The sequence below is a fragment of the Synechococcus sp. GEYO genome (assembly GCF_900473955.1).
Classification (GTDB): Bacteria; Cyanobacteriota; Cyanobacteriia; order PCC-6307; family Cyanobiaceae; genus Synechococcus_C.
Genome location: NZ_UCNL01000006.1, coordinates 13,051 through 26,788 on the forward strand (window position 1 = coordinate 13,051; position 13,738 = coordinate 26,788).

General features: G+C 47.6%; 20 protein-coding genes. 12 read left to right on the top strand and 8 right to left on the bottom strand.

Annotated features, from left to right (window positions below):
- The first annotated feature begins 66 nt into the window (after positions 1-66).
- From DXY37_RS04125 to DXY37_RS04165, 8 genes are all read left to right on the top strand, one after another.
- Entirely contained in the window at positions 67-345 is a 279-nt protein-coding gene (locus DXY37_RS04125) for a DUF3104 domain-containing protein (protein WP_115125512.1), read from the top strand.
- Positions 346-1,027: 682 nt separating this feature from the next.
- Positions 1,028-1,561, top strand: coding sequence for a hypothetical protein (locus tag DXY37_RS04130; RefSeq protein WP_244276850.1), 534 nt, complete (start codon positions 1,028-1,030; stop codon positions 1,559-1,561).
- Positions 1,562-1,729: 168 nt separating this feature from the next.
- The gene (locus tag DXY37_RS04135; RefSeq protein ID WP_136975550.1) at positions 1,730-2,059 is read left to right on the top strand and encodes a hypothetical protein; all 330 of its coding nucleotides are present in this window, start codon (positions 1,730-1,732) and stop codon (positions 2,057-2,059) included.
- Positions 2,060-2,107: 48 nt separating this feature from the next.
- The gene (locus tag DXY37_RS04140; protein WP_115125515.1) at positions 2,108-2,494 is read left to right on the top strand and encodes a hypothetical protein; all 387 of its coding nucleotides are present in this window, start codon (positions 2,108-2,110) and stop codon (positions 2,492-2,494) included.
- A 210-nt stretch (positions 2,495-2,704) separates the two neighbouring features.
- Complete coding sequence (gene mscL / locus DXY37_RS04145) at positions 2,705-3,088, top strand: large conductance mechanosensitive channel protein MscL (protein ID WP_115125516.1); 384 nt, start codon at positions 2,705-2,707, stop codon at positions 3,086-3,088.
- Between the two features lie 472 nt (positions 3,089-3,560).
- A complete protein-coding gene (locus DXY37_RS04155) occupies positions 3,561-4,115 on the top strand; it encodes a hypothetical protein (protein ID WP_115125518.1) in 555 nt (184 codons plus the stop codon).
- 132 nt (positions 4,116-4,247) lie between these two features.
- Positions 4,248-4,829 carry a glutathione S-transferase family protein gene (locus DXY37_RS04160; RefSeq protein WP_115125519.1) on the top strand — a complete coding sequence of 194 codons (582 nt, stop codon included), beginning with the start codon at positions 4,248-4,250 and terminating at the stop codon, positions 4,827-4,829.
- A gap of 974 nt (positions 4,830-5,803) precedes the next feature.
- Complete coding sequence (locus tag DXY37_RS04165) at positions 5,804-6,013, top strand: DUF1330 domain-containing protein (RefSeq protein ID WP_115125520.1); 210 nt, start codon at positions 5,804-5,806, stop codon at positions 6,011-6,013.
- 258 nt (positions 6,014-6,271) lie between these two features.
- On the opposite strand, the gene DXY37_RS04170 is transcribed toward DXY37_RS04165, so the two are convergent.
- Both DXY37_RS04170 and psbN read right to left on the bottom strand, forming a co-directional pair.
- Positions 6,272-6,469, bottom strand: a complete 198-nt coding sequence (locus DXY37_RS04170; RefSeq protein WP_256377360.1) for an AlpA family transcriptional regulator — start codon at positions 6,467-6,469, stop codon at positions 6,272-6,274.
- A 41-nt stretch (positions 6,470-6,510) separates the two neighbouring features.
- Positions 6,511-6,756 carry a photosystem II reaction center protein PsbN gene (gene psbN, locus DXY37_RS04175; protein ID WP_244276852.1) on the bottom strand — a complete coding sequence of 82 codons (246 nt, stop codon included), beginning with the start codon at positions 6,754-6,756 and terminating at the stop codon, positions 6,511-6,513.
- Between the two features lie 910 nt (positions 6,757-7,666).
- On the opposite strand from psbN, the gene DXY37_RS04180 reads away from it, so the two are divergent.
- Together DXY37_RS04180 and DXY37_RS04185 are read left to right on the top strand one after the other, a co-directional pair.
- Positions 7,667-7,867, top strand: coding sequence for a hypothetical protein (locus DXY37_RS04180; protein ID WP_136975551.1), 201 nt, complete (start codon positions 7,667-7,669; stop codon positions 7,865-7,867).
- A gap of 282 nt (positions 7,868-8,149) precedes the next feature.
- Entirely contained in the window at positions 8,150-8,542 is a 393-nt protein-coding gene (locus DXY37_RS04185) for a DUF3104 domain-containing protein (protein WP_244276884.1), read from the top strand.
- A 549-nt stretch (positions 8,543-9,091) separates the two neighbouring features.
- Here DXY37_RS04185 and DXY37_RS13035 read toward each other — a convergent pair.
- The 3 genes from DXY37_RS13035 to DXY37_RS04195 all read right to left on the bottom strand — a co-directional run bounded on the left by DXY37_RS13035 (position 9,092) and on the right by DXY37_RS04195 (position 9,928).
- Entirely contained in the window at positions 9,092-9,271 is a 180-nt protein-coding gene (locus tag DXY37_RS13035) for a hypothetical protein (RefSeq protein ID WP_136975552.1), read from the bottom strand.
- A gap of 128 nt (positions 9,272-9,399) precedes the next feature.
- The gene (locus DXY37_RS13245; protein ID WP_170951780.1) at positions 9,400-9,705 is read right to left on the bottom strand and encodes a hypothetical protein; all 306 of its coding nucleotides are present in this window, start codon (positions 9,703-9,705) and stop codon (positions 9,400-9,402) included.
- Positions 9,683-9,928, bottom strand: a complete 246-nt coding sequence (locus tag DXY37_RS04195) for a hypothetical protein (RefSeq protein WP_067092664.1) — start codon at positions 9,926-9,928, stop codon at positions 9,683-9,685. The genes DXY37_RS13245 and DXY37_RS04195 overlap by 23 nt, the downstream gene beginning before the upstream one ends.
- Before the next feature lie 1,134 nt (positions 9,929-11,062).
- Between DXY37_RS04195 and DXY37_RS04200 the strand changes: the two genes are divergently transcribed.
- Both DXY37_RS04200 and DXY37_RS04205 read left to right on the top strand, forming a co-directional pair.
- Positions 11,063-11,293 carry a hypothetical protein gene (locus DXY37_RS04200; protein WP_115125525.1) on the top strand — a complete coding sequence of 77 codons (231 nt, stop codon included), beginning with the start codon at positions 11,063-11,065 and terminating at the stop codon, positions 11,291-11,293.
- Positions 11,294-11,382: 89 nt separating this feature from the next.
- A complete protein-coding gene (locus tag DXY37_RS04205) occupies positions 11,383-11,631 on the top strand; it encodes a PepSY domain-containing protein (RefSeq protein ID WP_115125526.1) in 249 nt (82 codons plus the stop codon).
- A gap of 56 nt (positions 11,632-11,687) precedes the next feature.
- Here the strand turns inward: DXY37_RS04205 and DXY37_RS04210 are convergent, their stop codons facing one another.
- The 3 genes from DXY37_RS04210 to DXY37_RS04220 all read right to left on the bottom strand — a co-directional run bounded on the left by DXY37_RS04210 (position 11,688) and on the right by DXY37_RS04220 (position 13,043).
- Positions 11,688-12,074, bottom strand: a complete 387-nt coding sequence (locus DXY37_RS04210) for a hypothetical protein (RefSeq protein ID WP_136975553.1) — start codon at positions 12,072-12,074, stop codon at positions 11,688-11,690.
- 181 nt (positions 12,075-12,255) lie between these two features.
- Positions 12,256-12,495, bottom strand: a complete 240-nt coding sequence (locus tag DXY37_RS04215) for a hypothetical protein (RefSeq protein ID WP_115125528.1) — start codon at positions 12,493-12,495, stop codon at positions 12,256-12,258.
- A 212-nt stretch (positions 12,496-12,707) separates the two neighbouring features.
- A complete protein-coding gene (locus tag DXY37_RS04220; protein ID WP_244276854.1) occupies positions 12,708-13,043 on the bottom strand; it encodes a hypothetical protein in 336 nt (111 codons plus the stop codon).
- Positions 13,044-13,738: the final 695 nt, after the last annotated feature.

The following is a 13,738-nucleotide window of genomic DNA, read 5'->3' on the forward strand; positions in this document are numbered from 1 at the left end:
TTAAAAAACACCTACGCCTTTGGCGACAGCAGGTTGTGAGGTTCTGAACAGCAAAGCTGGAGAGCCATGCCATCAAGAAATAACCGACCTCCCTTTATCGGGGTCAAAGCAGGAGACTTGGTTCTCGTGCAATCAACGCTCAATCCTGACCCAACTGATACTGACTGGTGGATAGGATGGATCGTTGGCAATCTAGATCAATTCAATGAGATTCACAGTGTGAAGATGTTGGCTGTTGTCGATACCGACAGTGGAGAGCTTCGACATGTTAATGCCGAACAGACCACACGATTAAGCCTAGCAGGCATGGAGCAGAACAAAGTTGTGCCACTGGTCAGAGGATGAGCGTGAAGAAAGTTAAATGAGCAGACAGCCAGAGCAAAGCAACAAGCATCATCCAGGTCTCCCAAACTTAATTTCAGGAATCGTGCTTCTCAATGCCCTGTTATCTCTAATGATTGATTCAGGTCAAAAAGGCTGGGAAAAATAAACGCTATTAACACATTCATTCGAAATATGTATAGAGAAAGCACTCTTCAAAAGCTCATCAAAATTCCACGCTTCAGAACAAATATGATAACCAGAGGATCTACAAATAAATAAATGAATTCGATCAAATCTTCGATGCAACCGGATTACCCCAAAATCTGGAATTAAAAGAGACTGATTCATTGGAAGGAATTCCACCAGAAATCCAGTCAGATCGCCAAGAAGTGTCATCAAGAACTTGGAATCACACGACCCCAACAGGAGCTAGGCGGCTCTTACACCAAGCCGGTGCGGGATCCAATGTCAGACGTCTGGCAATCTGATCAAGCCCCAAGCTGACCTCCTCACTTGAGATGTCGAACCTTAAGCATTGGGTCAAGAGCGAATCATCCTTGAATTGACGTGCGTCTTCAGCCCTCCCCCCCCTACCAGAGCTCATCAGCACTGATCGAATGATCCACGTGATGGTGTGAGCCGAGGCCACGGGAAGCAGATCTAAAAAGACATCATCATGGAGTTGCAGAGGGGCGCGGGACCAGTGGCATCCAACACTCAGCCTCTAGCAGGGCTCACCGAGAACCAACGCCTTGGACTACGTGATGTCTTACTGGATGTCAGCCAAGCCACAGGCTGGTCATGGGAGCTTCCAGTGCTCCTAAGAGATCGATGCTGGTTGCGACTCGATCGGATACGACTCAGCGAGCTGGTGCGATACATCCCTCCTGATGGACGCGATGAGGCGCCTGAGCTGATGCATTACCAGCAACTGATCGCGCAAGGCATCGATCCACTACTGGCTCAACAGAATTGTTGGCAGGAATTTGGGATGGAAGATTGTCAACGGGCTCTGAATGCCTACTGGCAAAGTCGCGACAGAACGAACCATGGCTGGTCAGCGCAACGTTATCGACATCTTATAAGCCTTTACCGTGACCAGATTGAACGAGGTCTACCTTCAGTACCGATGCTGATCCTGGCGCGCAGGGGAACAGATGAAGAACATCAAATCCACTGGATCACGCGCACGACTCAGGCCAAAGACCTCGTCAGCATAAGGCCCTGTCAGCTCTGAGACAGATTCATATTGTGACCATCAAGATCATCACAACTATGAATCTGGATCGCTTGAACATCATTAAGCCAAGAAATGACGGCACTATTCAAAACATCACGTCACACAGAGATCAACAGAACAGAATAAGAGAGAGCTTGGCTCAGTCCTAGTCGCCAGAACGATGAATTGCTGTTTAAAAAACTCAGCGGGAGTGCCACACAAACAGAAGGGCAATCAAATGCTACAACCTTGCGTATGAAGGCACTCATGCACGGTCAAAGCGCAGTGTTAATCAATGACAGAAGAAGAGATGATTCCATGAGGCCAAGTTTCTACGAATTTAAAGCCAACTATGACGGACAGCCGGAGCAATGGAGAAAAAGACTCATGGCAATTTATGTGACGGATCAAGATGCAGCCATCGCGGCATGGACACTGATCATGTCGATGGATGATTTAATGCTGGAAGTTGAAGAAACCGCCACTTTTCTAGATCAGATCTACTCAAAGAAATAAATATTCAATAATCACCATCAACCAATGAAAGCATCAATAAATCATCACATGTCACCCAAGACATTCAACAAAAGATTGGCATCGTTGATTCATTTTAATTGGGGCTTGATTATGGTAGCTGTCTTATTACTGACATCGCCCGCTAGCGCAAATGCAAATACGCAAAAATACAACGTCGTTACCGATGAATTCTATGGGCTCAATGCGGAACGAATCTTACTTGTTCCCGTTGCTGATGCAGCCGATCAGATCGTGCTGATGACGGGCAAATGCCCAAGCAGGGCACCGAGCGACCTCTATCTTGAAGACGGACCAGAAAATGCCAAGGAAAAATGGTTTGTCGTTACTGAAAAGGATCATATTGAACCTGATCAAACAATATGCTTATCAGGGAATTTACCAGCCTGGTTCGAAAAAACAGCATCGCTTAATTAGAATCAATATCAATCAAACCAAGCATGAACCATCAAACAAACCCTCCAAATTGGTGTTCATCGGTCCAATGGGCGACCGAATATGTGATTAAACAAGAGCAGAAAGAACCATCAACGCCTTCGTCAAGAGGCAGGGACATATGTTGATGACTCCAATCATGGGGCGTTGGGCAATCTGTAGCTAAAGAGTAGGAGAGACGATCATGTCACCATGGCAAAAAGGACAACATTCCTTTCGGATTTCAAAGCCTTTATCAACAAAGGTAACGTAGTCGACTTAGCCGTTGCTGTGATCATCGCAGGTGCATTCGGGAAGGTGGTTAATACAACTGTCAAGTTAATCATGAGCAATGCACTTGAACCAGCATTGGAAAAAGCGAATGTTCAATCCTTAGAGCAATTGCCAGGGGGAGAAATTATTGTGGCGACGATTAATTTTATTGTCATTGCTTTTGCCTGCTTTATTGTTGTGAGAGTTGTTGAAAAAATGAAGCGTCAAGAAGAAGTCGTTGAATCATCAAAGCCTGACCCCCAGTCTCAACTGGCATCAGCCATCACACGCCTAACCGAGGTCATGGAAGAGCGCTCTTCCTAAGATTGAAATCATTGATGGTTGATCATCAACATCAAAGGCTTCTGAAAGGATTTAAGACATTCACAACGTCATGTCTTCAAGCTCAGCGGCTGTTATGCAGCCTTACGTCGTCGCAAGGAAAAATTCGGTATGGAGCGTTTGAAAGTCTCGACCTTCTCGTTCAACCTCTTCCTTGGTGAAGCCAGTAGGACCTCGCTTACCCAGAAGCTGTAAAGCTGAACAGCAGTCACAAAAAGGACGGCGCCAACGATAACCAAGACAAGGCCGGACAGTTTGCTTGGATCCATTGAGCAAAACATGCATCCCTCTCCTCAATAGACATGATCCTCGGGTCTGTCAGCGTTCCCGCTGGTTCAGTCGCGAATCGTTAATCCCGTCGGATGCTTGGGATCGAGCAGTCAAGCTAGTATTGATCTGAAATATCTTATGCGCTCAAGCCATAGATCTTGCCCATGGCCATTGAAATATCATTATGAATCATAATCTCAATGAAGAGCTAAATTCACGCACAATTGAATTAGAAGAATTATCGAAAATGCTTCCAGATGATCGAATCGCAAGAATTGTCTGGTCGAGGATCCAAAACGATTTAGAGGAAAAAGATAGCCTTATCTATGGAATACAATACTGCATATCAAACATTTATCATTTCATCAAGTCACAGATTCAAGAGGACGCACAAACTCGCTCTGCGCTTGTTAGCTGCAGAGAACTGATTGAACATTTGGGATGGAAGCCTGAGGATGCATTCGCCCAAGACAACTCAAAAACTATTTTCATAGACTACATCAAAGAAGTTGTTGCAATGTACACAGACACCCGACAAAATCATTGTGAAGAAGCCCAGTGCATCCTGGCAATGAACATGATTCACATGGTTTTAAAAGACATTGAATACGTCATCAAAAAAAGACCCGCTCAAGAGAAGCGCCTGCTGCCAGCGATAAAAACTGCAGCTAATTTGAGAAATCAAATGCTGGATATCTTCGGGTATAACCCCACAAAGACAGACGCTAATTACTCATAACGAGGAAAAAATCGACAGGCATAGCACTTTTCGCAGCAATGGCCTGCCTCGCCATATGATCTAAAAGAGCCTGTAGAATTACTCTGCTGTTGTGAACGATACTTTCAATATTTCAATGAAACCTGGCCATCAATGCTGATCACCATTTACGGAGGGCCGCAAACGCGTGCATCAATCCCCAGGTGGTACCTGGAAGAGAAAGGAATTCCCTATGAACTCATCGACATCGCTCTGAGTTCTGGTCAGAACTTACAAGCTGACTTCCTTTCGGTGAACCCTTTTGGGAAACTTCCGGCAATGTGCGACCAGTCGGTCACAGATACAGAAGGAAGGCCGACCACCTTGTTCGAATCAGGTGCCATTCTGCTTCACCTTGCCGAACATCACGGCAGAGAAGCGATGACTGCATCTGAAAAGTCTCTGATCAGCCAGTGGACTCATTTCGCTAATTCGACCCTAGCTTTTGCCATTTTTGTCCCAGACCAAAAAGCGAAAGTACTCCCGAGACTGCTGCAGCAACTCAACATGCAGCTGTCAAAGGGCTTTCTTGTCGGCGATACTTGGGGTGCTGCTGACTGCGCGGTGACAGCTTATCTTGCCTACATCAAGCTATTTTTTCCGAATGATGATCTCAGTCCTTATCCGCAGATTGACTTACTCATCGAGGAAACCAAACAGAGACCTGCCTACAAAAAAGTCATGGGAATCGATTAAGCGATTCCAAAGTTCTCACAACTTATAAAAAGACCGCAGATATAAAGTGCATCAAACCAATCGACATCACATGATGATAAACCTTGTTACGTGAGAAAGCACCATTTCTCATCCTAATCGTCAGTTCTAGCAGTTTAAATACTGCAAAGCCTCGCAGTTACAGATGGATCAATCACATCCAAAAACACCTGCAACGTGGGTACTACCTGTTTCAATCGCCTTCACTGGTCTTTGCATCTTCGGAGCAGGCTTGGTGATCCACGAACCTTTGGAAAAAATCGCTACCCGTCAAAGTCACACCATCATCATCAAACAGCCAATGACTGAGCCACTGGTCATCGGACCCAGCAGGCCATGATTAGCGGCTGAGTCCTTGTCATGGACAGGGCTGAAACTCAAAACGGCAGAACAGCCCGTTCCCTCGAGACACATTGACGAAGCAGCCGCAGGACAAGACCTCTCAATCAAAGACTCACTCACATCTGAGCCGAACAGGCTTCCGTGAGCTGATATCCGCCTGAGGTTTCGCAGAACACAGTATAAATACTCATGGCCATTCATAATTGCTGGGATCCACCGGTTTAACGCACTGACGATCTGACAATGATTGCGTTTCTAGCCTTGTTCTGGGTGTTTGTGCTCGCGGTTTATTTCCGCTTCCGGGATGATGAGATGAATCCAGACAGCTGATGCTGATCGCCGTAGCCCTGCTGCTGCTTCTCTCTTTCTGCTTGTCAGACGGTGAGAGATAACCAACGGGTGCACCCCTTGATCGCAAGCCAAGGGATCAATCACTGTGTTTGAGCAAACAAGGCTGAAAACAACGAGAACTGCATGAATCAAACGCGATCATCAGAATGAAGAATAGAGATTGATCAATTCATGGCGAAGGGCTGCTGGCTGGCAACAGGCACCATCAACGATCCAAGAGGCTTCATGGCTTACGCAGCCGCCGCCGAACCATATCTCTAGAAATGTGGGGAAAAATGTTTATCTTAGATGCGCACACTGCTGTAAAGGAAGGGATCCCTGACCATCTCATTGTTCTGATTGAATTTGCGAGCGTTGAAGCAGCGAAAGCGGCCTATGCAGCACCTGAATATAAGGATATGATTCGATTAAGAACGAACAACAGCGAAGCCTGTTTCAGCATTCTTGAGGAAGGAGACAAGCTCGACCACTGAGTTTGACGAAGATTTAGCGCCGTGAACGCAAGAAGTCAACCACGAATCCAAGAAGGTCATTTCACCATGCGTGAAGATACAAGTGATGCAGACTGATCAAGAACTTCATGCCATTTTGAAGACCTGATCGTGGTCTCGACAGGATGCGATTGGTCGTCTACAAAACAGCCGACACTGTGCTCCTCTGCAGTGTCGGACTAGACGGCAAGATTAGATTGTGACACTTCGAAGGGACTCATTCGCGCGTCCTAACAACCTTTAACTCTGATGAATCTTACTCTTCATCCATTCAATAATATCTTGCTCTAACCACACCACTGTCCGTGAACCAATTTGTATCTGCTTTGGAAAACTACCTTTTTCCATGTGAGTATAAATAAACGTTTTGCCAACACCGGTCATCTCAATCACCTGCGAAAGCCTAAGGAACCGAGGTGCACCAGTTTCATTGGCCAAAGCAAAGGATATTCGATACGGACATGGAACAACTCAAGAGCTCAGGAGTTGATGACATCATGGCTTGAATGAGCATGCCCGCCACGTGCGACAGCCCTGCCTTGGCCTTGATGAGAATGCGCAATGCCGAGCTTATGCAGCCTTGAATGCTCTTCAATCTGATCTGTTAACTGCACAGAGCCAGCACCAAATGCGGTGTAAATCCCATACAAGAGCGTTCCTAAGACCAAAACAGCCAAAGAACCAATCATTAAATATGCAGAAAGATCTTGATTTACAAGCTCCATGAATCCTTTGTCATGCTGACTGAATCTTGGCCGCGCAAAAAACTTGTGCTGTAACGATTGCTTCGTCAAACATTTACAATTGGCATCAATACAGCCCTTAAAGATTAACACTCACGCGTTAATTCCTTGTACCCATATTGAGCGAATGCAACCAACAGCAAGACAACAAGATGCAGATCTACGTGAGCAAATGCGCAGCAAAACATGCAAAAGTATGACTTCGACACTGCCGCTAGGCATTTTTCTCAAAAAAAATAATCAACAGTCCCCCGGCGGGCTTTGGCGGCGAACTTCTACGAACATCGACGAACTCTAAAACCGTTATGACGAGAGAAAAGGAGCGAGAGTGCGTTCGTGGCAAAAGAGCCGGCCATTGCATAGTCAATCTCTTGACTTTTGGCAATAGCAGATCAAGCCATGCAGCGCTGAGATCATGGCCATGAGCTGGTGCGACAACGAAAGCTCAACAGACCTTTGGCATCACCCATGGCTCAGCGAAGGAGCCAACACCTGATGATTTGATCTCTGAATGATCAAACAACGCTCAACAACAGCGCATTCGCCCCGTGACTGGCTGTACGATGAGATTGCTTAACCGCGTTTTAACCTTCAAAGCACGCTCGAGCGACAAGCCACTGAAAGCAGGTGAAATAGATGAACCCAGACAAACAGCACCGCAAACTTGTGAGGCTCAAGCTGAAAGCGGAAGAGTGCTTAACCAGGGAGCAAGCTCAAAAAATCATTCGCAAAGCGGATAAAGCTCATAGAAAGCTCTCTGAGGGCCAGAACAAGGCTGCCTAACGGCATCAAGGGCAACATCATTTCTGAGACCTTCGAACCGGTAGAGATGCGGGTCGACAGATGGGTTGATTGTGGTGACGATCGGTTGAACTGCCGCCGTCTCAGGTCCATGGACGAAACCACACTGGCAATGGAGGAGCATTGGCCCGTTGAGGAGCAGCTCAAACGAGTCAATCAAGCCTGTGATCAGATTGAACAGATCCTTGATGACCTTGTTCAGGACACGGCATGTTCCAATCATGCGATTCGCGATCTGCTGAGCACACTGTCAGAAGACTGGTCTGACAGCCAGCAACTGGAAGCTTGCTGATCGAGGCCAGTGCTGCACAAATGCAAGGCCTGGTGGCTCAATTCATTGCTTTTCATGCAGCATGCGATGCCGGGAGTTGAGACCAACTGATGCCAGGTTGTCAATCCAATCGTCGACAGGTTCGATTGGTCGTCTAACTGCGACTCCGATGCTTCCACTCAATGGAAGCATCGGACTAGGCGAAACCACGCGCACGCTGAGTTCCTAGCGGAGGATGGCTTGAAGCCCGGTCATTACACGACATCGGCAGGGCAGCAGGGAAGTAATACCTAATCCTTGCAAGTGCGTGTGTTTACTCTTTCCTTGGGCGTCGAACCAGGGTTAGACCAGAGGAAGAACAAACGTACTTCCATGCCAACTTATCCTCCCTTGGGGCCACCCACCTCAAACCTCATTGATGCAGCTTCGTCTTTTCTGTCGGTCCGACCTGGTCAGTTTGTCATCGTCAGGGAGCTGACTCATGCCAGCGAAAGAGTTGATATCGAAAAGAACTGGTGGCTTGGACAGGTGATTTTTTGCGAGGGATGGGAGAAACATTCAAGACTTCACTCGCTTTTTCAGGTCGCGGACGTTGATGACGGAGCCATTCGCTGGGTTCATCCGACCCAGGTGACCCACGTTCTGCACGGACTCGACGGAATTGGGCAGGAAGGCTGGGATGGGTTCGAGGATTAATTGATTCTCCGCAGCAGCTGCCAGAGAAAAAAGGAGGCCTTCGCGGCCTCCGTCTACCTATCACCAAAGGAGAAGTGCTCGACGCCTCTCCTGCCTTCAGTATGTGTATCGCATAGAACATGTGCCTGAGGTCACATACTCATTGCCGAAGGGCGGCGTGGTCTGGTAAGAGGTTGGCGAAACCAGCAATCTGTTAGCTCAACAGTTGAAGTCCTGCGTCAAGGCCACGATCGACAGCCAATGCATCATGTCCGGTGAGTGCAGGTGCAGCGTCAGCTCGACTTAAGGATCCTGGACTGATTCTGAGAGAGAATCAGAGAAGAATGAGTTTGGAGACGATCACTTTATCGATGCACCGGGAGACTATGGATCTAGATAGATCGCGAAGCATACTCTTAATTTGCAGACTAAATTAGGCTAAGAACAAGACCAATGGCTCAGACAAGAAATACATCGCCATGGCTGACAGCCTGATGGTGCTTGTGTACCTGCAAAGCGATAGCAAAGCCATTGTCATTTAAAAAGCTTGAACTAGCCTTCACTTCGCATTCATGCACTTTGCGGCTGATCCACAAGAGCTGCAGAGAATTCTTGAAAAGCAGCAGCTGAATCTGCCGGGCTGGAGTTATATTTTAATTCCCATTGCTCAACCAAAGCACGCATGTCTTGCCACATGTCGACCATGGCGAGTGGATTGAATACGGAGGCTTGGGAAGAAGTCTTAGACATGAATGAACATCGGCACCAGACCACCTCCTTCTAATTGATCAGCAGCGACACTGCTGATCGGCGATCGGCGGCAGCAAGAATCAGCGATCTCGGATCAAGTCGGCTCCTCACCCCGCAAAGAGGCATGATCAAGAGAACTTCCGCCCTAATTCATGTCGCGAGCTACGAAACTCTTCAAAAAACTCGACAAATCGCTGAGCAAGCATGACACGTTTGGGGACGTCCCGGAAGCATTTGTCGATGAAATGCTTGACAAGCTTGATGATGAAATCAAGGCGATCCATGACACAAACAAGCCGGAGCACTGGGCTGCGATCTATGTAGAGCGAGACCGCGCTCGCATCAAAACAGCCGTGCTCAACAAAGTGATGGACCGCAGCTCGGGCTGAAACCAGAAGAGCGAGGTGCTCATCAAACCTCTGCCCTCCTGGCATCAATGATCCGGGCCAGTTCCAGCATGTATCCAGCAGTACACCAGCGACCATGGCTACGAGCACGGTTTTCAACGTCTGAACGGATTTCTGCGGTTTCTGCCATGAGCAGATCTAATTCACTCTGAGGAAGCTCATAGAGCTCTTGAAGCTCCACCTCACGGCCCAAAAGGTGACTACGAAACCATTTGCGCACCTGTTCCTGAAGCGGGATCTCCTGTGACATGCAACCGAAGCAGCAGAGACCAGTCTGACCATTGAACCCAGATTCAGGAATCAGCTCGCACGCTTCAAAAACTTGCTCATTGAACCAGAGCTCGGTTTATTGATGCAGATGCGCACGCTGAATGACTCGCGTTCTCAAAGACAATTGGCTTTCGCTTGCCATTGCAGCGCTGTCTCTCAGCGGCCTGCTTTGGCTTGAGCTCATCGCTGTTTAGGCCTAGCCCACTTCCGCTCACCGCTGCCATAGGACACAATCGGCCATGACCAAGAGGGCTGTATGTGGTTCGCATTGCTTTTAACAGGAGCAGTCACACCGCCGATGCCACCCTTGGAAAAGCCAAAACCCATACCCAAACAAAAACCAAACCTGCAAATAGACACCTTTCAATTAAACATTGATCAGCAGAGATTTGATTGCTCAGCCGGAGCATTAGACACGGGCAATAAAGCTCCGCATGCTTACACTCCGTCGCACAATCGCTTTGAAAGCGAGCTACAAATTCATGCCGCTCGCTGCAGAACCCGCTTCTAAGCAAGGTGTCCGAATAGTGACAACCGGCAAAAACAATCAACTGAAATAATCAAATTAATACAAAATCAGAGTGGCTCGTCAGGACCTGGCAAAGGCTTCCTGTTCTTCCTTTGAGGCAACAAAGATTTCAAGGAACCAATCATGTCATTGGTCCTAGAAACGAAGATAAAACTGCCCAAAAAGAATACTGTTGCAATCACAAAAACAGTCGAAGTCAGTGCATCAAGTTCAAGATTTCCAATCACCAAACCATTCATGCTATGCGGGAGGAAACAACTCAACATTGCGATGCATTAACAGTAACCTCCATCGCTGCGTCGAGGCAACATCGCAACAAACGCCACTCCCTGGACGCTGGCAAAAGCAACAGTGATGAATGCGATTGGATCAAGCCATCAAAACCAAGCTATCGAAATCAAGCTGAGGAGACCCAAACGGCATCAAAGCAAGTCTTCGGGCGCGATCCGTGACTCAGCCCACGCACGACCATGCGTTGTTACGGGTCGACCAGCGAGCCTGCAGGAGAACTGGATTTAGTCGGATCACTAGCCGTTACGGTAGACCTGGCTTCAATCACATGTCCAAGAACAACCAAAGCTAACGATGCGCCCATCACTCCTGATTCTGCTCGCTCTGCTCGTGGCACCGAGTGCTGCCCTCGCCCAGAAAAAAATCCCCAAAGCTCAGGGACATAACCAATGCCCCCTGGGTTACGTCAACACACTTGGTACAAACTGTGTTTCACCGATCTACTATCAGGTTGCACCCACGAATGGAGAAGCCTGCAAGGAAGGGTGGATGAATATCGGAGCCGGCTATTGCAGAAAAAAGTGAGCTCCGATCAATCCTCAATCTTAATGACTAGCCCTTAGCAGAATCAAAGATCCGTTGCTAGACGTCGAGTAGTCAGCAAGGGATCATCCATGAGACTTTTCTTCAAGTCTTCACTATTGATCGCAGTGGGAATGGTGGGAATGACAGTAACCACTGCGCATGCCCAACCCCGGACAATTTCCGAGTGCGCACAAAAACTCACCGCGCGAGGATTTAATGTGATCGACAAAGATATTGATGATGGGCTCTACGAATTCGAAGCCATCAAACACAACCAAAAATGGGATGTAAAGATGGACCGACAATGCAACATCTTACTAGAGCGAATCGACGACTAACGCTCAATCTCAAGATCAGATCAAAACCGAAACGAATGGCATTATCATTGCCAGTTTTACATTAATCCTAAAGAATGGAATAGACCTCTGCTAACGAACGCAAGGATGCAAATCGAAGTGAATGCCACGAGATTAATGGCTGCAATATCGAAGACAATCGGACTCCTCTCCGCATTCTGAGAAACACTAGAAGAGAACGATTGATTGATATCGTCCCAATAGGCAACAACAAATCCTTTTTTGGCCGTCAGGCTTCCGCCACCAGTCACGATTTGGCTTTGACCCTGACTTGCCAACTGTTGACGGTCGATCTTCTCAGCCTCACGCCTAAAAGTGTTTTGAAACCAGCTGACGTGACTGAAAAACCCGATCGTGAACCAAAAAATCAGTGAGACGCCAATCAGAGCACTAAGAAACACCATGCCGTAACGACTCGCTTGCATCAACTAATCAGACATCATCTTCTAGATGCAATCCGAGATAGTGTCATATGAACCAGAGGCGAAAATCATTTATCGGGATAAACGAGCAGCCAAATATTTTTAACGTGCATTCGTATCAATTCTCCATTCCGTAAGAGCATCAAGCCGGCCTCCCTTCTTCGATACCCACAATAGAAAATGATCAGGATTTTCCAGATGGCAACTGTGCGCGGTAATCATCGGCAACAACATCCAGAAGCCCTAAGAGATAGCGATCGCTCGCTCCAATGTCAGATTGAAGGGCTTGAAGACTCATGCGAATATCTTCGATCGCACTATTGATTTGATTTTCAAGCTGTGACTGGCTTGGCTGCCATTCTTCAGTCAATGAAGTTGACGAGGCAATTTTCAAGTTTGTGGAATCTTGGTGCTTCGGAGGCATAGAACCTCGCCGTGGAGCCTGAGAATTCCGCGCTTGGTACGCCATGTTAATCCGTTTTCAGAAAGCTTTTCATCGAAATCCCAGGAAGACTGTCAAATAGCTAACGATCGAACAGTTCATCGACGACGCCAGTAGCAAGAACAGATCAGCAAAGCCCCAACAAACATGCGGACTAGAACGAGCGACTGGGCTGGACGACCCGATTCAGCGGATCAAGAACCACGCTTGCGCCCAAGCACTTTTCTCGTCACCACACCGTCCTCCTTCTGATAAAGAACAAGGCGGTTCTCTTCCAATGTATTCAAACTCAGGATGCCTCTAGAACGATATTGACGATTAAATGGAACCACCCATGATGTACCCATTGCCATCACATAGATCAATTCTTGCTGATCAGCGCTGATGCAAAAACGCACCTTGGAATCCTTATAAACACCAACATCGCTGACATACTCGGCTTTAAAAAAGTCACAACCCTGAGCACGTTGAAACTCGTCTTTGATATTGGCAAGTGCAAAGCTGTTAAAACTGAGACCGAGCAGCGCCAAGACCCCAATCCCTGGGATGCACTTCATAACCCCTCACGCGTTGCACAACAGAAGCAGCATGGCGCGTCATGGCAGCGATGCAAGCCGCTTTGAAGCCAGCTACTAGCGAAATAGACGTCCTTAACAACGCATCGCAGTAGTGACCAGGGATTTCAATCGCTACTTGAGCGTGATCTGATCAATACATGCTGTTCTGAGCAGGGCGGTAATTTTTTCGCCATCACAGAGATCAGTCTTGTCAAAACGCGATTTCACAGAATCTGAGAACGCGAAGCCTCAATTCATTGATCCAGTGTTTCTCCAACATGCTCAGGCCAGCGTTGGGCCATGGTGGGAGGCTCGCATTCGTGCACTGATCAATCAGGATTGTGCTGAAGAAGCCGGTGCTCTGTTCAGAGAGTTCGAAACACCTGAAAAGGGTTTCTAACGTTGAGCGAACTGACCCCAGCTCAATCGTCAAGCCCACGCCTTGAATACTCACAAGCTTCTGAACCGCTCAACAAGAGGGAGAGCTGGGAACCTGATCACAGGCGATCCTGAACCAAGCAGATCGCAAAGACTTGCCATCCCAGCAAGTCGTGCTCATGATGTTCCTAACTGCAAGCATCCTTGATGAGCCACCGCCTCATTCGTGCTCACAAGAGATTGATCGTCAAAATACAACAAAAGACTGGACTTTCTGATTATCAGATCTT